The organism is Nostoc sp. C110, assembly GCF_043099725.1.
GTDB classification, from domain to species: domain Bacteria; phylum Cyanobacteriota; class Cyanobacteriia; order Cyanobacteriales; family Nostocaceae; genus Nostoc; species Nostoc muscorum_A.
The window spans coordinates 1,091,248-1,110,929 of record NZ_CP171148.1 but is presented as its reverse complement, the minus strand read 5'-3'; the positions used below and the strand labels follow the sequence as shown (position 1 = coordinate 1,110,929).

Here is a 19,682-nt window from a genome sequence, read left to right as displayed (position 1 = left end):
AGTATTTTGACTCAGCACTCTTAGGGATTTCCAAGAAATAAATTATCGAACCATAGAGGCACAGAGAACACAGAGAGAGGGGAAATACAGAGGGTTTTTGCGTCAGTTTTGGCATATTTTTTTATTTGGAAGTCCCTAACCAAAAAATGTACAAATAATTTGGGATAATTTATTTTCTGGAAGTCCCTTAACTCTTGTACAGACGCGATTAATCGCGTCTCAACACTTTTCACCCTTGCTGTATCTTGACTTCAGCAAGTAAGTCTACAAGTTCTTGAATGTTCTTAACACTGCCGAGTTTGGTTCTAGGAACTTTCACTTTTAACTCTCTCATCGAAGCTGAGGCAATCTCTACTGCATCTAAACTGGTAGCACCTAAATCGCGCATTGACTTTGTTGGGTCGATGTTTGCATTTTCCAAACCTTCGATGTTCAAGCGCATGTGTTTGGTAACTACATTCAGGACTTGTTGCTCAACTGTTTGTTGCACCATGATTTTTCTCCTCATCTCCAAAAAGAATAATTAAACGCCGATAAAATCTACTGTTATTGTTAGGAAATATACATATCTTTGACAATAGATTGGGTGTCTGGATGATTAAAACATACAGTATGCATTAGATGTTCGCGGGACATAGCCTCTTGTAAAGCACGTTGGCGGGGAAGTGCTAAAGTATCCTTGAGCATTTCCAATACGTGCTTGGGTTTTTCGGCAATATTGCGGGCGAGATCCATCGCTACTTCCATTACTTTTTGTTTGGGAACGACATCATTAAATAGTCTCCTTCCGTGTAGTTCTCTACCTTTGTAAAGTTTCGCAGTGAGGATCATTTCATGGGCAAATAATGGCCCAACTAATAATGAAAGTAAAGATGTTGTTCCCATTCCAGGGGTAAATCCTAATCCAGCAAAATTCACGCCATAGCGACTTTCTTCTGCTGCTACAATTACATCGCAACATAAGGCAATTAATAATCCGCCTCCTACTGCGTGTCCTTCCATTGCTGCAATTATGGGAACGGGAAAGCGTAATAGTTGTGCTGGTAGTAAGAGGTCTTTAACTTCTGTGTCACCACGCAGTAATTTTTGCAGTACATCTAAGCTAGCACCACCACAAAAAACATTAGGAAGACCTGTTAGTAATAGTACCTTTAAATGAGGAGTTTTGGAGCATTCTGCTAATGTTTTTAATAAATTATCAACTAACTCATCTGTAAGTCGATTATCGTTTTTTGGGTCGTTTAAGTTGATTTGACAAATTCCATCTTCTAAACATGAAAGAGTTACAATTTCGGACATAATACTAATTCGTAATTCGTAATTCTTAGTTTGTAATTAAAAGAGTCAGAATCTAGCTTTATCGAACAGAATTCAGGAGTCAGGAGTCAGAATGGGCTAAACGCCCCGCTACCGCTAACAGAATGAATTTTGACGGAGAAAGCGGATAGCGCCGGCGGCAAGCGAGTCTTCTCCTGTCGGAGATGCACTCGCGAACGAGCGTCTTGATTCTGACTCCTGAATTCTGACTCCTGAATTCTGACTCCTGAATTCTGACTTCTGAATTCTTCTTCAATTTGAATAATTAGTGCTATTCCTCCTATATTTTTGAAACCAGGGTGGTGAATAGCCTTCACTAAACTGATGGATGGCTGTGGTAATTTGGGGTTGTTCTAACCATTTCTGTAGGCGTTGCATGGCGAATTCGGTTTGGTGTCGCAAATCTTGACCGATAAATGTGTCAAAATATTGTTTGCTTTCAGCGATCGCTTCCGGTGAAGAATAAAATAAACGTTGAATCTGGCGGTTGAGTGTATCGTTCATCCCATCACTAGCGATTTCGTCCACCAGTCCCCAATTTTTGGCTTCGTTTCCATCAATACCTCTAGAACTAAGGGTGAGATATTTCACCTGCGAGGAGGAAAGACGACACAATAAAAAGGGCGTAATTACAGCAGGAATCATCCCCACCAAGACTTCTGACAGCATGAATAGGACATTTTCCTCGGCGAGTACGATGTCGGAGGCGGCGACTATACCCACACCACCACCTGTAACATTACCTGTCACACAGGTGATGACTGGCTTAGGAGAACTATAAATTAGTAACAGGCAATCACGAAAGGCTTGCAGTGGCGCTAAATTAGGACGGGAACCATTGGCAAAGATGGCGTTAAAGTCCATCCCTGTACAAAAGTCACCACCTATACTAGAAATTACAATAACTCGACAAGTTGCATCAGCGATCGCATTTTGCAAAGCTTGATAAAACTGTGCCAACATCTCGCCGTTTAAGGCATTACCAGCTTCTGGCGCTGATAATGTGATGTGAGCGACTCCTGAATCTATTTGATACTCAATTGCTTTTAACTTTAGCTCCATTCGTATTGCCTGTAGTAATTTTTTACCTGTTTTAATACCAGCAGTTCCTGTCCGGCATAGAGTTTGTCATAAGCATTTTGAAAACTGTCTCTTTTGGGCTGATAATCAGGCGCATCAATATATTTTTCTCGTGCATATTCTAAAAGTTCGTATTCCATCAGAGATAATGGCAAACGTTCTTGCAAATGACGGTCAATATCCAAAGAACGGATGTATTCAATTGCTCCCGGACTGACAGTACCGCGATAAAATTCACCTTGACAACCAGAACCATAGGCAAAAATCGAAATGCGATCGCCTGCGTGTAAATCCTGGGCATGATGTAACAAACTCAGCAAACACAAGAAAGTAGATGAACCATAAGTACTACCTACCTGCTGGGCGAAGTAAATACCTTCCTGTACCTTTTTTTGATAATTCTCCTCATAGATTTTCGAGTCGTTAACGTCAAATAAACTCAGCAAAGTCCGATGTGCTTGTAAGGGCATTCCCGGAAAGGGTGTGTGATAAATATGTTTTTGAAAATCTTTGTCATAATCTACTCCCCCCACAAGTTTTTCGTAGTGGGTGTAAGAGGCTTCCAAAGCATCTAGGTAAGAGTAAAGACTGGTTTGATTGTCGCCAATTTCGACTCTCGCAGTCGGACGGAAGGTATCAGAAATTTCGTCAGTCCAAAAGCCTGCGGGATGCAAGTCAATTTCAAATACCTTGGGGTCGGTACTAATCAGCATGGCAATAGCCGCACCACCGCCAATAAAATTATCACGGTCATCAAGGTGGGGACGGCTATAGTCACAGCCGATAACTAATGCCTTTTTACCGGGGGTGAGTCCTCCTTGCAGCCACATTGCTGCTGTTTTGACGGCTGCTGTCAAGCCGTAGCAGGCGTGTTTGAGTTCAAAGCTGCGGCAATTTGGAGGTAAATTACAATATCGATGCACCCAAGTAGATACAGGTTTGCCAAAATCCACAGCCGATTCTGTCGCCACAATCAACAATTCGATATCCCGCGCATCTTCTGGGGAAAGAAGGCGCTTGGCTGCGTTCACCGATAAGGTGACTGTATCCTCGTAAGCAGGAATTACAGAACGTGTCTTTACTTTTACTTGCTTAGACACGTAATCCAAATCCTTGCCTTGCAACTTAGCTAATTCCAGCACATCAGCACAGAAACGCCCAGCGTATAAATTAATTTTCTCGATTCCTACTCGTTGCATAAATTTTCCTCCTTTTTGCTAAAGGATCTGATAACTGCCGGATCGAGCCAGTAACGTTTCCGTTGAAAGGGATAAGTTGGCAAGACCACACGACGACGCTGATATCCTTGTTCAAACCTTTGCCAATCAATTGCTACACCGTTGATGTAAAGTGCAATCAGGCTATGTAATAATATTGACCAATCATCAATGGATTGTAACCAAGTGCCTTGCTGCTGGATCTCCGATAATTGCGGGTCAGAGCCAATTTCTAAGAATAAATTGCATCCTTTTTGTGTAAGGGCTAACATCGCTCCTTTAAATAACGCTGGTGCTTGCCAGCATCGTCTCCAATGGTCAATGTCTGGGATATAGTCAGCAGCTAACAGTTGCCCATAGAAGGCTGACACCATTGGGATTTGGGGCACTTGAAATTTCACCTGCTTGGCAATCGGCTCGAATTCTGCCCACGATTCCTGCTGAGTAATTAACCGCAAACCATCTTCCAGACTGAACACGCCAGCCACACAAGCGGCGATATACTCACCAACTCCGCTACCCATGACCACACTAGGCTGTACGCCCCAACTGCGCCAAAGTTGGGCTAAGGCGTATCCCAAGGCGAATACAGCAGGACGAGCGTAACGGGGTTGTGTTAACAGTGATTCATCTTCGAGGATTGCAAGTAGGGATTGTTGAAGATGAGGTTGTAAGAGGCGATCGCAATCTTCTATAATTTGGCGAAACTGCGGCTGGGTTTCGTAAAGCTGCTTACCCATACCAACATACTGCGAACCTTCACCAGCAAAAATAAAAGCGACTTTTGGCTGACGTTGAGTATCAACCTTGCCGTAGAGTACATCAGCAATTTGTTCTCCTGCATTGAAAGCAGCAAGGGTATCTCGTAACTGCGCCTGAGAATTGACCACAAATGCTAGACGATGAGCAAAATGGCTGCGTCCCACATTAGCGGTATAGCAGATATCAGCCAAGCGATCGCCAATATTTTCCTGTAAATATTGGTGGTAACGCCCAATCAAGTTTTGCAAAGCTGATTCACTTTTTGCTGACAGCGTGAGTACATGCAAAGGACGCTCTGTAATTTCTTCTCCCCTGCTCCCCTGCTCCTCTGCTCCCCTGCTCCTCTGCTCCCCTGCTCCCCTGCTTCCCTGCTCCCCTGCTCCCCTGCCCCTCTGCTCCCCTGCTCCTCTGCTCCTCTGCTCCCCTGCCCCCCCTCCTTTCTCCAAGGGTGCTTCTTCCACAATTGCATGAACATTAGTCCCACCAAAGCCAAAAGAACTAATCCCTGCCAATCGCGGCTGCTCACCTCGTTTCCACAGTTGCAAGGAGGTGGGAATTTGTAGCTGGGTTTGCTCTAAATTCAACACGGGATTGATAGTTTGCAAGTTGAGGTGAGGAGGAATCTGTTCTCGATGCAACAACAGCACTAGTTTGATGAAACCAGCTATCCCTGCGGCTGCTTCTAAGTGACCGATATTAGTTTTCACAGAACTGATCCGGCAAGGCTGATTGTCAACACGACCTTCCTTGAGTACTGTCCACAGGGATTCTACTTCAATGGCATCACCCAAAGCTGTTCCTGTACCGTGGGCTTCAACGTAACTGATGCAGTCGGGAGTGACGGCAGCATTTTGTAAGGCTTGGCGAATTACAGCTTGTTGAGCTAAACCATTGGGAGCAGTTAAACCATTACTGCGTCCATCTTGATTGACAGCAGAACCACGCACCAGAGCCAGAATATGGTCGCCATCTTTGAGAGCATCGGATAAACGTTTGAGTACAACTACGCCACAGCCTTCTCCCCGGACATAACCATCCGCTCGGTGGTCAAATGTTTTGCAGTGTCCATCAGCAGCCATCATCCCAGCTTGGGAGCAGGCAACGGTAGTTAGTGGTGAGAGGATGATATTTACACCCCCTGCTAATGCCAGATCGCATTTACCGTTTCGCAAACTTTGACAGGCTAAATCAACCGCTACCAAAGAAGAAGAACAAGCGGTATCAACTGCCATGCTTGGCCCGCGCAAATCTAAAAGATAGGAAAGACGGTTTGCTGCAATACTCAAAGCCATCCCCGTACCGCCCCGTGGAGGTGGCTCTAGTTGTAGTGTGAAGTAATCCCAGGTGCTGATACCTGTGAAGACTCCTGTTTGACTACCCGCTAGCTGGTCAGAACTATAGCCTGCGTGTTCCAAAGCTTCCCAGGAAACTTCTAAGAGTAGGCGTTGCTGGGGGTCCATGCTGCGAGCTTCGCTGGCAGAAATACCAAAAAATTGGGGGTCAAAATGGTCTACATGATTAATGAAACCGCCCCAGCGAGTATTCATCGTACCAGGGAAAGACAAGTCTGGATCGTAAAATTCATCTACATCCCAGCGATCGCCCGGTACTTCTCGAATTGCATCTGTGCCATTACACAACAGTTGCCAGAAACTTTCTAAATCATCTGCCCCAGGGAATCTACAACTCATCCCCACAACAGCGATCGCTTCTGTAGATGATAATTCCCGACTCTCCACAGTCGGCGGCAATGCAGTTGTCGCAAATATCCCCAGTTCTTTACCTAAATATTCTGTCAAATTTGAGATGCTGGGATAGTCAAAAATCAAAGCTGCTGGTAAAGTTTTTCCTACCAACTTTCCGAGAGCGTTTCGCAATTCTACCGCCATCAGGGAATCCATACCCATTTCTTGCAAGGGGCGTTCCGAGTCGATGGGGCGGCTATTATCTAACCTCAGCACTCTCACCACTTGGGCTTGTACGGCTGACATCAACAATTCCCGGCGATCGCTCACTGGTGTAGATTCCAATTGCCGTAGCAAGAAGGGCTGAGATGGTGATTGACTTACCTTGCTAGTAAATTGCTGCAACAATGGTAGTTGCATAGCTGTAGAGAATTTATCCCAGGCGATCGGCACGACTCCAGCTTGAGTTTTCCCTTGTTTGAGCAGTTCTTCTAAGGCTCGCAATCCCTGTTCTGGAGTAATGTAACTAACTCCGTTCTCAGTACTCCAAAGGTTGCGATTATTTAAATCAGCTGCCATACCTGCATCTGACCAAGGGCCCCAATTGATACTCAAAGCAGGTAAGCCTTGATGTCGTCGATAGTGAGCTAGTGTATCTAAATACATATTAGCGGCGGCGTAGTTCCCTTGACCTGGGGAGCCTACTAAAGAAGCCACTGACGAAAACATGACGAAGAAATCTAGGGGACAGTCACGGCTGAGAAGATGCAAATTCCAAGCCCCATCGATTTTGGGAGCTAATACTTTGGCGAACCTTTCCCAAGTTTGTCGCAGTAGTATGCCATCGTCTAAGACTCCTGCTGCATGGATAATGCCGCGTAAGGGATAATTCAGGTTGTGTAATACAGTGCTAAGTTCAGCTTGATTGGTTACATCTGCTAAGGCAACCTGAATGTGTGCGCCGTCCTGTTCCATCTCCTGAATAGCTACTTGTGCTTGTTCTCCAGGAGAACGACGGCTGAGTAATAACAGATGACGCGCCCCTTTTTCTAGCAGCCAACGGGCTACCCGTAATCCCAAAGCACCCAATCCACCTGTAATTAAGTAAATGCCATCGGTTTGGAGGCTCAAAGGTGAGGTGGATACAGTTGCGACTGTCCGCGCCAGTCGAGCCACATAACGCTGGTGTTGGCGAAAAGCTAGTTGATTTTCTTGGGTCTTTGATTGAGATAGTTCGGCGGACAGTAGGTTAGCCGCTTCCTCTGGAGTGCTGGCTGGGTCTATATCTATAATGCCTCCCCAGATTTCGCTAAACTCCATTGCGATGACTCGACTCATACCCCAAAGCGGTGCTGCGGCGATCGCTAGTTCTTTGGTAATTTCTCCTACTGGTTGTGCGCCTTGGGTTACTAGCCATAGTTTGACTGCTGGTAATTCTACTTGTGCCAAGGTTTGTAGTAAGTCTAGTACGCTACCACAATTAACTAACTGTTCAGTGTTATCCAAACTCCACAGATGGACAATCTGTAAGTTGAAGACTTTAGAGACGCGATTCATCGCGTCTGTACAAGACGCATCTGTAGAATAAACTAGGGTGGTGGTGTGTCCTTGGGCTTGTAGGATGCGTTCTAGGGTTTCACCGATGCCGGAGCGATCGCTAAAAATTAACCAATGTGTAGGAGCAATGGTCTGTTGTTTGGTTAATAATGGTTGCGGTTGCCATTGGATTTCGTACAGCCAATCTGATAATTCTGAAGCGGTGGTGGAAATAACATTCGGCTGTATTGGCTCAATCCAATAGCGTTTACGTTGCCAAGGATAAGTCGGTAACTGTACAAATTTGCCACCATTGGGATACAAGTTATCCCAGGTAATTTTGTGTCCTAAAGTATAGAGTTTGGCTAATGACCTTAAGCTGACTGTAGAATCTCCTCGCCGCATGGTTGGTAAAACTGTTCCCTGCTGCTGAGTCTGACTGAGGCACTCCAGCATATCTTTGGCGAGGACACAATGAGGAGCAACCTCTACAAACAGGTCATATCCAGCTTGGATCAGACTATCCATTGCCTCGGCAAATCGTACAGATTGCCGCATATTCCGCCCCCAATAGGCAGCATCAAAAAGAGGCAGGGGGGCAGGGGGGCAGAGGGGCGGAGGGGAATCTTCTGGTTGACAGCTAACGGTGGAGAAAATCTGCAAATATGGCGATTTTGGCTGAATATCTTGAATAATCTTCTCTAATTCTTGACTGTAGTCGTCCATCTGCGGGCAGTGAAAAGCATAATTCACTGGTAAGCGGCGGCAGAATACTCCTTGCTGTTCGACTTTTTCTAAGATAATTTCAATTGCCTCAGATGCACCGGAGATGACTGTTGAAGAAGGACTGTTGATAGCTGCGATCGCGATTTTGTCTTGATAAGGTGCAATCAGTTCTGCCACTGCTTTGTGTGGTAAATGCAGCATTGCCATTTTGCCGTGGCCTGTTGCTTGCTGCATCAGTTTGGCACGTTGTATCACAATCCACAAAGCATCTTTCAAAGTCAACACACCCGCCACGTAAGCAGCTGTAATTTCCCCAACGCTGTGACCTACAACTGCACTCGGTTCCACACCCCAAGCACGCCACAACGCTACTAGTGCCACTTGCAGAGATAAAATTGCAGGTTGAGCAATTTCCGTTTCATCCAGACGGGATTTCTCTGGTGGTGCTGACAGTTCGGCAATTAGCGACCAAGATGTATGAGATTGGATAATGCGATCGCACTCCTCTAAAGCCTCCCGGAATACAGGCTCCTGCGTCAACAGTTCTTGTCCCATACCCAGCCATTGAGAACCCTGTCCAGAAAACACAAAGGCAATTTGCTGGCGACGGCTAGAACCTTGATATCCCCAATTAACATCAGAATTGGGAATATCTTCTAGAAAATCATGAAGTTGATTAGCTAATTCTTCCGCCGAATTTCCCACCAACCCCAAACGATATTCGTAGTGAACGCGCCGCAAACTAGCTGTATAACAAATATCCTCAAGCTGTAGTGAACCTGATAACAATTCTCGGTATGCTTTAGCTATTTCTTTGAGAGCCTCTGGGCTTCTAGCAGACAAAGGTAAAAAATAAACGCGATCGCTTTCATCATTCCCCGCGTCCCCTTGTCCCCTTGTCCCCCCGTCCTCCTCAACCGGTGCTGCTTCCAAAACCACATGAGCATTAGTCCCACTCATCCCAAAGGAGCTAACCCCAGCCAGCAGTCGGTCTGAAGTCCAGGGAGTAAGCTGAGTAGGAATAACTAACGGTAATTCCTGCCAATCGATATGCGGATTTGCTTGTTTGAAATGTAAGTGTGGTGGAATTTGTTGATGCTGTAAAGCCAGAATTACTTTCATAATTCCAGCAATCCCAGCAGCAGCTTCTAAATGCCCGATGTTGGTCTTGACAGAACCAACAATTAATGCGTTATCTTGACTCCTGTCAGCACAAAGTACGGATGCTAAGGCGCGAATCTCTATTGGGTCGCCTAAGACGGTTCCCGTACCGTGGGCTTCCACATAACCAATTTCCTGGGGTTGTACTGCCGCCGCCGCTAGTGCTTGGCGAATCACTGCTTGTTGAGCCGAGCCGTTGGGAGCAGTCATACCGTTGCTGCGTCCGTCTTGATTAACAGCGGAACCACGAATCAAACCAAGGATGCGATCGCCATCTGCTAAAGCATCCCGCAAACGCTTGAGTACGACGACACCACAGCCTTCTCCTCGTCCGTAGCCATCGGCAGCAGCATCAAAAGTTTTGCAACGACCGTCTGTTGCTAAGGCTTTCACCTGACAAAAATAAATCGTGGTTTCTGGAGCCAGCATCAAGTTGACACCACCAGCCAAAGCCAAGTTACACTCGCGTTTACGTAAGCTTTCACAAGCTAGGTGAATGGCTGTGAGGGAAGATGAACAAGCTGTATCTATGGTGATGCTTGGCCCCTGCAACCCAAAAACGTAAGACAAACGACCAGAAACTACGCTGGGAGTGCAACCAATGAACGAGTAAGCATCAATGCGATTGGGGTCGCCGCTATTGATGTGGAAACGGGCGTAGTCGTTGGTGGAAATGCCAATAAATACGCCAGTGGCACTACCTTCTAATTTCTCTGTGCTTTGTCCAGCATTTTCTAAAGCTTCCCAGGCAACTTCCAGCAACAATCGTTGCTGCGGGTCTATACTGACTGCTTCTCGCGGCGCAATCCCAAAGAAATCGGCATCAAAGCCATCAACTTGGTCGATAAAGCTACCCCGACGGGTGTACATTTTACCAGGGGTGTCAGGATGAGGCGTGTAGTAGCTATCCACCGACCAGCGATCGCTGGGAATTTCCCGGCTTGCATCAATACCTTGGCTCAATAATTGCCAATAGGTTTCGAGGTTGTTAACTCCTCCGGGAAATCGGCATCCCATACCGACAATGGCGATCGCTTCTTGCCGATCTTGTTCAATGGCATCAAGCTTGGTGCGGAGTTCCTTTAGGGCGACTAATGCCCGCCGTAGCTGGTCAGTACGTTCTGGGGTGTTCATCTTCATGACTCATTAAGAGTTGCCAGTTCTTGAGCTAGTAAGGCTTCTAGCTCATCTTCGGAAAACTGTTCCATTTGCTCTAAAGCCAAGTTAATTTCGCTGCGAGCAGTGGGTAGTTCCTTAGTTGCGGACGATGGGATTTTGGGAATCACTAACTCAGCTAAATACTCAGACAAGCTTTCTAGGCTGGGATACTCAAAGACGAGGGTTGCAGGTAATGTTACTTTCAACAATTCCATGAGGGCGTTTCGCAGTTCCACTGCTGTCAGAGAATCCATACCCATTGTGTTAAAAGGCTTTTTCCCATCTACCTGGGCTGATTTCATCCGCAAGACTTTGGCAACCTCTCCTTGTACGGCTTCAAATATTAAGTCTTTGCGTCTGCTGGGGGGAGCGTTTTCTAAACGTTCGTATAACTGGGATGCTGGCGAAGATTTGGGTTGAGAAGAAAGCAGAGATTCTGGGTAGAGGAGCAGAGCAGAAAAAATATTTTCGTTATAAGCCCCTTCCCTTGTGGGCGGAAGTCCATTTTCTTTCCCCTCTGCTCCCCATCCCCTCTGCCCCTCTGCCTCTTTTTTCCCTCCAGGAAAGGCTTGAGTAAACTTGCTCCACTGCACTGGCATGACAGCAACTTGCGCGACATTATCAGTCAGTAGTTGTTCTAAAATTTTCAAACTTTGTTGCCAATCAATTGTATCTACGCCCCAAGTTGCCCAGCGTCGAACAACAGGATTATCTTGATGCGCCCAAGGTGCCCAGTTAACACTCAGAGCAGGTAAACCCAGAGATTGACGATAGTGGGCTAAAGCATCAACAAAAGCGTTAGCCGCAGCGTAATTACCTTGTCCAGGCGAACCTAGTAGGCATAATGCTGAGGAAAACATTACAAAGAAATCTAAAGGTATTTCCTTAGTAATAATGTGAAGATTCCAGGCTCCTGTTACCTTCGGTGCAAGGACTCTAGCAAAGCTCTCTCGTGTTTGGTGCAAAAGAAGGCTGTCTTCATGAATACCTTCGGCATGGATGATACCAGATAAATTTGGCAGTTTGTCTTCAATGTATTGAAGGACATTTGCGACTTGTTCTGACTTGGAGCTACTGAAGTTAAATAATACTACAGTTGGATTAATTGCGTGCATTTGCTTGAGGCGATCGCAAATTTCTGGTGCAGGTTCACCTTCACCCATCAACACGAGATATTCAGCACCTTTTTCAATTAGCCAACTGGCAAGATTCACGTGAATATCATCAAAACAGCCTGTAATTAAATACGTAGCGTTAGATTTAATTTTTAGAGGTTCTACTGAGAATGATGGTTGATAGCGCAACAACCGAGGTACATAGCGTTGTCCAGCCCGGAAAGCCACTTGTTCTTCAGTTGGATGGTTAATTTCAGTCCACAAACTAGATGCTTGCTCGACTAAGCTAGTTCCTGGATCTAAATCGATTAATCCTCCCCACAAATCCGGGTGTTCTACAGCTAGGGTTCTTCCCAATCCCCAGAGAGGAGTTTGGGCAATACTCAATTCTCCTGGTTTTAACTCCACAGGTACACAACCCCGTGTGACTAACCATAACTTGGGTTGCTGAGATAATTCTGCGGCGACTAAAGCTTGAAGCAGAGCGGGAAAACTGGCAGAAGTTTTATCTGTTAAAGTCGAATCTATTCCCCACAGATAAATTACACCACGCCATTCTTGATCTTTTGCACAATTCTTGAACAGTTGTTCAAAGTCTTGACGATGGTATTCCTGACTGGCAAAGACTAACTTGCAAGTTTGCCCAGATTTTTCTATGAACTCGGCTAATTCTACTGCGATCGCACTGTGGTCAGCTAGGATCAGCCAATGCCCTGTCGCAGTAGCTTGGATAGACGACTGTAGGACTTGTGGTTGCCATTTAATTTCATACAGCCAATCATGCAAACTCTTCTGGGCAATGCGCTGTAAAGCTTTTCTGGGCGCACGTTTGAGGTGCATTTTCTCAACTTGGGCTACCATCTCACCAGCCAGATTTACAATGCAGACATCCACGTCAAAGGTTTCTGGGTTGGGTGTATTACCAATGTGCAGACGCATATATGACCACAAATCAGTCGTGGATTGCCCGTAAAAGCACAACTTATCTAAACCAATGGGGATGAACACATCATCTTCACTGGGTAAGTCAGCCAAAAACAACTGCAAGCAAGCATCAAATTGGGCTGGGTGCATATTATAATCACCCGCCTCTGCCATGATGGATACTGGCATTTGAATTTTCGCCAACACTTCGTCCTGAAGTTTCCAGAGTGTTTCTATACCCAAAAAGCTAGAGCCAAATTCTAGCCCGCGTTTGTGTAAGCAAGGATAGAACACTCCACCGGATAGTTCTTGCAGACTGCGTTCTTGTAGTGCTGTGGGTGAGAAATCTGCAATGATTTGGTGTTCTGGTAGAGACTCAACTCGCAGCTTACCAGATGCGTGGAGATTCCAAGCGGTTCCGTCTTCTTTATCCGGGGATGCCAAGCTGAAGATTTGGAAAGTATATCCTTTGTCGTCTGGTGTGAGAAGTAATTGTGTAGTGCGGGTTTCACCCTCTGCCAGTACGAATGCTTCGCGGATAGCAACTTGTTCTAAAACACAAACACCCTTACCAATAACTTCCGTAGCTGCTGCCCAAGCCATTTCTAAATAGGCAACTGTAGGCACGACTACCATACCGTAGATACGGTGATCGTCAATAAAGGGTACATTGGCTGTGCTGAGTTGTCTCTCAAAGATAATTGTGTCAGCTAAGGGCGATCGCAATCGTTGACCGAGTAAGGGATGTAATAGTTTTTGCAGGGGCGATCGCTTTTTCTTACCATCACTCACCCAATAACGCTCTCTTTGCCAAGGATAATTCGGCAAAATCACCTGATAACGCGGATAATCAGCCTCAAAACCTCGCCAATCAACCTCTACCCCCGCCACATACAACTGTGCCATGGAATCTAACAACTGCTGCCAATCTTCTCTACCTTTACGCAGCGAAGCCAGCCATAATCCTTCCATATCCAAGTGTTCGGGACACTCGCGCCGTGCCATTCCCAACAATGTCGGATGAGAACCGACTTCTATAAATACCTCATATCGTGCTTGATACAACGTCTGCATACTGGCAGCAAATTGCACACTAGCGAGTATATGCTCTACCCAATAAGTCGCATTTGACATTTCCTCACGTCTGACAATCTTACCTGTGACATTGGAGATAATATCTAATTGCGGCTGTTGATATTTTACTGATGCTGCTACTTTGGCAAATTCTGTCAGCATTGGCTGCATTAAGGGCGAGTGAAAAGCATGGGATACTTGCAATCTTCTGGTTTCAATACCCTGGCTTTCTAATTTTTGCAGCACTGTTGTGAGTATCTCTAATTCCCCAGATAAGACAATGCTGTGTTCGCCATTGATGGCGGCAATACTCAACTGTTGTGGATAGTCAATAATTAACGGTGTAACTTGCTCTAATGTGGTAAATACTGCTGCCATCCCTCCACCTTGAGGTAGTGCTTGCATTAAAGCAGCACGTTGCACAATCAATTTGAGTGCGTCTTCTAGGGAAAAAATACCAGCAATGCAAGCAGCGACATACTCACCGACACTGTGACCAAGTACAGCATGAGGACGGATACCCCAAGATAACCAAAGTTGAGCAAGAGCGTATTCTATAACGAATAATGCAACTTGGGTGTAGGCGGTTTGATCGAGGCGAGTATCTTCTAAATTGTCAGAGAATATCACCTGTAAAATTGATTCGCCTAACAAAGGTTGCAGTAAGGTATCGCACTGGTCGAGTGTTTGGCGGAAACTGGGCTGAGTTTGGTAAAGTTGCCGACCCATGTGGCGATACTGTGACCCTTGTCCAGTAAACAGGAAAGCAATTTTTTTGGTTTGCTGGCTAGCCTGTCCGTGATGGATACCGATGACTTCGGTGGTGTCGAGATAGGCTTGCAACTGTTGTTGGATATGTGTGTTGTCTGCGGCGATGATTGCAAGGCGATGTGAGAAATGAGTTCTGCCAACTTGTGAGGCGTAGGTGATGTTGCCAAGGGGTATATCTGGGTGAGATGAAAAGTATTTGATGTAGCGTTGTGCAAGTTCACTCAAAGCTTGGGGATGTTTGGCTGACAGTGTTAATAGATGTAAAGGACGCTCTGTAATTTCTTCTCCCCTACTCCCCTGCTCCCCTGCTCCCCTGCTCCCCTGCTCCCCTGCTCCCCCTACTTTCTTCACAGGTGCTTCTTCCAGTACTACATGGGCATTTGTCCCGCTTGCGCCAAAGGAACTTACCCCAGCAATGCGGCGTTGTTCGTGTGGTAGCCAAGGTGTCAGCTTAGTCGGAACTGCAACTGGTAAATCCTGCCAAGCAATGTGAGGGTTGGGTGTTTGGAAATGCAGATGTGGGGGAATTTCTTGATGTTGTAGTGCTAAAGCTACTTTAATGATGCCAGCTACACCTGCTGCTGCTTCTGTATGACCAATGTTGGTTTTGACAGACCCTAACATTAGGGGTTGATTAGCTGTTTTTTCTTTACCAAACACTGCACTCAAGGCATTTACCTCAATGGGATCTCCCAAAGATGTGCCAGTACCGTGGGCTTCGATGTAGCTAACTTGATGGGGTTCCAGTCCGGCGTTGGCTAATGCTTGCCGTACTACTGCTTGTTGTGCTAATCCGTTGGGTACGGTGAGACCGCTGCTAGAACCATCTTGATTGACTGCCGAACCGCGAATCAAAGCTACGATGTTGTTACCGTCGGCTAATGCTTGGGAAAGGCGTTTCAATACCAAAACACCACAACCTTCGGAACGTCCAAAACCATCCGCACTGCTATCAAAGGTTTTGCAACGTCCGTCAGTGGCAATCATCTTGGCTTTACACAGTCTGACATTCATTTCTGGTATGACAATTAGGTTAACACCAGATGCGATCGCCAAATCACTTTCTTGATTACGCAGACTTTGACAAGCTAAATGAACTGCTACTAAAGATGACGAACAGGCGGTTTCTACAGCTAAACTCGGCCCCTGTAATCCTAAGAAATAAGATAATCTACCAGCCGCAAAGTTAATTGCTCCGCCAGAATTTGTATAAGCATTTATCAGTTCATCATCTGCAAGACCAGTCTGCAATTGTAGATAATCTGTGGTGGTAATACCAACAAAAACGCCTGTTTTGCTTCTGTGCAATTGATTCAGGGGAATCCCGGCATTTTCTAGCGCTTCCCAGCTGACTTCCAACATTAACCGTTGCTGGGGATCGAGACTCTGTGCTTCCCGTGGCGAGATACCGAAAAATTCTGGCTCGAATTTGTCGATTTGACCAATAAAACCACCATATCGGGAATACATTTTGCCTGGTGCATCAGGATTAGGGTCATAATATGCATCTGTGTCCCAACGGTCTGGTGGAATTTCGCTAATAGCGTCAACACCGTTACGAAGATTCTGCCAAAATGCTTCGGGGTTATCACTTCCACCAGGAAATCGGCAACCCATACCAATAATCGCAATAGGTTCGGCGTTTAACAGTTCGATTCCATCAGTTTTGGCACGCATTTGTTGTACCAAGAGCGCTAGTTTAGTAGCTGAAAGATTCGTGATGCGCTCCGGAAGTTTACCCATAATTGTTTCCCCTAGTTTTACCCTGATGCTGGGATGAAGAATTAAATTAACGACCTATGGACGCAGATGATGATACTTATATACTTGATTGTTCGACTTTAGTCTTAATTTTAGTTAAAAACTGAGCAGCTTCTCGACCATTAATAACTCTGTGGTCGTAAGCAATTCCTAAATTTATATAGCTACGATTCTTGACATTTTGCTCAGAGTCGAAATAAAGTTCTTCTTGGATTCCTCCAAGAGATAACATACAACTTTGAGAAGGCAAAATGATCGGAATTGTTACCAGAGAATCTTTATCCATATTAATAGAAAGAGAAATATTTCCATGATTCAATTCTTCTTCATTAAACTGACCGCGCATAGCTTTCAATCTGAAGTCCATCAATTTATTGGCGATATCTGCTAGAGATATTTCACCGACATTTTTAATTACAGGAATAAATAACCCTTTGCCTAAATCAAGGGTAACTCCGATATTAGCCACTTCTCCAGGCATGAATCTATTATCATCAATTAAACTACCAAAGAAAAACGGAAATTCTGGTAATAAAGTAGCTGTGATTTTAATTAATAGTTCTGGTAAGCCAATAATAATATCATGTTTTGTTCCATAGTCACTCAACATTTGAGTTACAGCATCGCCGTAGATTTTCATCAACAAAAATGCTTTAGGAATTTGTGTATGCGACTGGGTTACTACGCGGGCGATCGCCATTTGTTGGCGAGATATTTCTAAACCTTTAACTTCATCTCGACTCTGTTCGTTAATTAACTTTTCAATATCTGGCCTTTTAATAATATTCTTACCTAATTTTCTGATATTTTCTTCAGAAATACTATGTTTATCAATTAATTCTTGAGCAGCCTTGGTAATAGTTAAAGATTTATCATCCGTTGTCTTTGCTTTCTTTCCTGAATTCTTGATAAAATCTTGTCTTTCTGCTTCAGTTGCAAATAAATATCCAATGACATCTCCAGGTTTGCATTCATCACCAGCTTCAGGTAAGGGATGCAAAATACCCTCTGCTTCACTCTCTAAATCAAAAGCTGCTTTGGACGTTTCAAATACTGCGATCGCTTCTTCTTTATTTACTGGCTTACCTATATCAGACAACCAGTATAACAATGTATAGCTCTCATCATTATTATTAAATTTTGGCAGAATTATCTCATACATATAATACGGCTTCCTTGACAGAATTGCAAATATCTTCTTTCTGCACAATCACCTGCTTCTCTAAATGAGCCGAAGAAGGAATAATACTATTTTTTGAGTGAACTAATTTGACAGGATTTTTTAACTTACCCCAAAGCCTACTGTAGATTTGATGAGCAACTTCACTACCCCACGTACCGCCAGCTACACTATCTTCCACAATAAATATATGAGTGGTATCTGCTAATAAATCGATGATGCTTTCTAATTCAAAAGGATATAGTTGACTAGGAACAATAATCTGAGTTTCAATTTCCCAATCAATAAATAATTCCCGCGCCGCAGCTAAACATCTTGGTACTAATCCCCCTGGTGAAATTAGCAAGCAGTTATTTTCTTCAAAACTATCGGCATAAATTTTAGCGAAATTCTTGGCAGAATCTAAAAATTCATAACTAAACAGATCGTCAATCAATCCATCAGCATAAATTCTTTGAGTATAGAGTACCTTATCTTCAAAAAAGATGCAGGGATAAGTTAAATTAACCAACTTTTCAAACACTGCAATATTATCATGCAATGGCGATAATTCAAATAAATATAAATTGGGAATACCAACAAAATGCTTTTGCAAACTTTGGCTATGAGTCGGGCCATATCCTCTATTACCACCCACTGCACAGCGAACAATCATATTTAAGTCTAATTTTGTGCCATACATTGATACAGATTTGGAAGCAAAATTTAAAATTTGATCGAATCCCAAGGCAATGAAATCACCAAACATGATTTCGATAATAGGTTTATTGCCACACAAAGCTAAACCACCACCTATCCCCACAATTGCTTCTTCACTGATTGGTGTAGTTAAAACTCTATCTGGGTAATTAGAAGATAATCCTTTACCAACTTTGAATGCTCCTCCATAGGGGTCGAGGATATCTTCACCAATTAAAAAAACTTGAGGATCTACAGCAAATATATGATGTAGGGCACGATTTAAATTCTCAACAACTCGCTCAGTTCTCTTTAGAGTAGTTTCCATTGTACTAATTCTCTAGATTCAACATCTCTAATCAAGCTACTTATTTCAGTTTTAACTTTTAGCTCTATCCTCTCAAATTGGTCGGGATATTGCTGCTGATAAACTGAATACCAATCCCATTTTTGAATTCTTTCTAGTTCTTGAATGTCTCGTGTATCATCACCTTTACTATGGGGGCCAACTCGATTAGTATCAAATTCAATTACTAAGGGCAAAGATTTAGTTCTAGCGGCTTGAATGTGAGGGCTAATCAGCGTCCTAATCTCGTTAATATCTATTGAGTCTACTTTTAAATAATTAATTCCAAAACCTTGAACACGACCTGCAATTGTGCCTGCCATTTGCAGTTGAGTAGGAGTAGACTGAGCTATTTTGTTGTTTTCTACAATTACTAAAACAGGTAAATTCCACAATTGGGAAATATTCAGAGCTTCATAAACTCCTCCTTCGCCCCAAGTACCATCGCCAATGTGAACTACAGCCATCCCAAAGTTACCTTGGCGGCGTAAATGCAAGGCTATCCCAGCAGCTACAGGCAAACTTTCGCCTTGAATTCCTGTAGATAAATAATTTTTTCTGTAGATGTGCTGACTTCCACCTACACCATGACAAACTGCACCTTCTTTGCCCATAATTTCTGCTAACAAGCCTTCAGGATCTTCAAATCTTGCGAGGTAATGGCCGTGTCCGCGATGATTACTGAGGATGAAGTCACTATCAGTTAAAACTGTTTTGAGTGCTACAGGGATGTATTCTTGACCGAGGCAAGTATGGGTTGTACCGTTTAATTTACCACTAGAAAATAGCTCTAAAAGTGATAATTCAAAGTGACGAATCATCAGTATAATTGCTAAGTCATCATCTGAAATTGGAGTCAGTTTTTGAGTTTCTTGGATTGGGGGGAGAGTATCAAGTTTCATGGCGGATGCTGGGGTGTAGAAAAAGCTCACGCAGAAGGTCATTTTAGAGGTTAAGATTCGACTCCTTTTTGAAGTAGAATTTGGCGAGCATCCGCGAAGGATTTTACAGATTTCACATCGTCAACGGTGAAGACTATATCGTAGGCTTCTTCTATAGCCATTACTAGCTTCATGTGCGCCATACTGTTCCAATTTTTGAGAGTATTGGGGCTGAGTTGATCTGTGATTTCTAAAGGTGAGATGTTTAATACATCTGAGAAAATTTCTGTTAGGGTTTCCAAAGCTACCT

Annotated in this window: 10 protein-coding genes; all 10 read right to left on the bottom strand. The window is 44.3% G+C overall.

Features of this window, described 5'->3' with window-relative positions:
• Positions 1-229: 229 nt before the first annotated feature.
• Positions 230-493, bottom strand: coding sequence for a phosphopantetheine-binding protein (locus ACFFRD_RS10475; RefSeq protein ID WP_392481399.1), 264 nt, complete (start codon positions 491-493; stop codon positions 230-232).
• A 59-nt stretch (positions 494-552) separates the two neighbouring features.
• Positions 553-1,299 (bottom strand): polyketide synthase, encoded by a 747-nt coding sequence (locus tag ACFFRD_RS10470; RefSeq protein ID WP_392481398.1) that lies wholly within the window; start codon positions 1,297-1,299, stop codon positions 553-555.
• Between the two features lie 270 nt (positions 1,300-1,569).
• Positions 1,570-2,379 (bottom strand): enoyl-CoA hydratase/isomerase family protein, encoded by an 810-nt coding sequence (locus ACFFRD_RS10465; RefSeq protein ID WP_392481397.1) that lies wholly within the window; start codon positions 2,377-2,379, stop codon positions 1,570-1,572.
• Positions 2,370-3,596 carry a hydroxymethylglutaryl-CoA synthase family protein gene (locus ACFFRD_RS10460; protein WP_392481396.1) on the bottom strand — a complete coding sequence of 409 codons (1,227 nt, stop codon included), beginning with the start codon at positions 3,594-3,596 and terminating at the stop codon, positions 2,370-2,372. Before ACFFRD_RS10460 ends, ACFFRD_RS10465 begins: the two co-directional genes overlap by 10 nt.
• Positions 3,584-10,624, bottom strand: a complete 7,041-nt coding sequence (locus ACFFRD_RS10455; RefSeq protein WP_392481395.1) for an SDR family NAD(P)-dependent oxidoreductase — start codon at positions 10,622-10,624, stop codon at positions 3,584-3,586. The genes ACFFRD_RS10460 and ACFFRD_RS10455 overlap by 13 nt, the downstream gene beginning before the upstream one ends.
• Positions 10,621-16,269 (bottom strand): type I polyketide synthase, encoded by a 5,649-nt coding sequence (locus ACFFRD_RS10450; RefSeq protein ID WP_392481394.1) that lies wholly within the window; start codon positions 16,267-16,269, stop codon positions 10,621-10,623. The genes ACFFRD_RS10455 and ACFFRD_RS10450 overlap by 4 nt, the downstream gene beginning before the upstream one ends.
• 76 nt (positions 16,270-16,345) lie before the next feature.
• Entirely contained in the window at positions 16,346-17,449 is a 1,104-nt protein-coding gene (locus ACFFRD_RS10445; RefSeq protein ID WP_392481393.1) for a 2-oxo acid dehydrogenase subunit E2, read from the bottom strand.
• On the bottom strand, positions 17,442-18,473 hold the full coding sequence (locus ACFFRD_RS10440) for an alpha-ketoacid dehydrogenase subunit beta (RefSeq protein ID WP_392481391.1): 1,032 nt from the start codon (positions 18,471-18,473) through the stop codon (positions 17,442-17,444). The genes ACFFRD_RS10445 and ACFFRD_RS10440 overlap by 8 nt, the downstream gene beginning before the upstream one ends.
• Positions 18,458-19,435 carry a thiamine pyrophosphate-dependent dehydrogenase E1 component subunit alpha gene (locus ACFFRD_RS10435; protein WP_392481390.1) on the bottom strand — a complete coding sequence of 326 codons (978 nt, stop codon included), beginning with the start codon at positions 19,433-19,435 and terminating at the stop codon, positions 18,458-18,460. Before ACFFRD_RS10435 ends, ACFFRD_RS10440 begins: the two co-directional genes overlap by 16 nt.
• 8 nt (positions 19,436-19,443) lie before the next feature.
• Positions 19,444-19,674 carry an acyl carrier protein gene (locus ACFFRD_RS10430; RefSeq protein WP_073644287.1) on the bottom strand — a complete coding sequence of 77 codons (231 nt, stop codon included), beginning with the start codon at positions 19,672-19,674 and terminating at the stop codon, positions 19,444-19,446.
• Positions 19,675-19,682: the final 8 nt, after the last annotated feature.

Bases quoted from the DNA above. Each gene is read 5' to 3' on its own strand.
- ACFFRD_RS10475 (WP_392481399.1), bottom strand. From the start codon at position 493: ATGGTGCAACAAACAGTTGAGCAACAAGTCCTGAATGTAGTTACCAAA.
- ACFFRD_RS10470 (WP_392481398.1), bottom strand. From the start codon at position 1,299: ATGTCCGAAATTGTAACTCTTTCATGTTTAGAAGATGGAATTTGTCAA.
- ACFFRD_RS10465 (WP_392481397.1), bottom strand. From the start codon at position 2,379: ATGGAGCTAAAGTTAAAAGCAATTGAGTATCAAATAGATTCAGGAGTC.
- ACFFRD_RS10460 (WP_392481396.1), bottom strand. From the start codon at position 3,596: ATGCAACGAGTAGGAATCGAGAAAATTAATTTATACGCTGGGCGTTTC.
- ACFFRD_RS10455 (WP_392481395.1), bottom strand. From the start codon at position 10,624: ATGAAGATGAACACCCCAGAACGTACTGACCAGCTACGGCGGGCATTA.
- ACFFRD_RS10450 (WP_392481394.1), bottom strand. From the start codon at position 16,269: ATGGGTAAACTTCCGGAGCGCATCACGAATCTTTCAGCTACTAAACTA.
- ACFFRD_RS10445 (WP_392481393.1), bottom strand. From the start codon at position 17,449: ATGTATGAGATAATTCTGCCAAAATTTAATAATAATGATGAGAGCTAT.
- ACFFRD_RS10440 (WP_392481391.1), bottom strand. From the start codon at position 18,473: ATGGAAACTACTCTAAAGAGAACTGAGCGAGTTGTTGAGAATTTAAAT.
- ACFFRD_RS10435 (WP_392481390.1), bottom strand. From the start codon at position 19,435: ATGACCTTCTGCGTGAGCTTTTTCTACACCCCAGCATCCGCCATGAAA.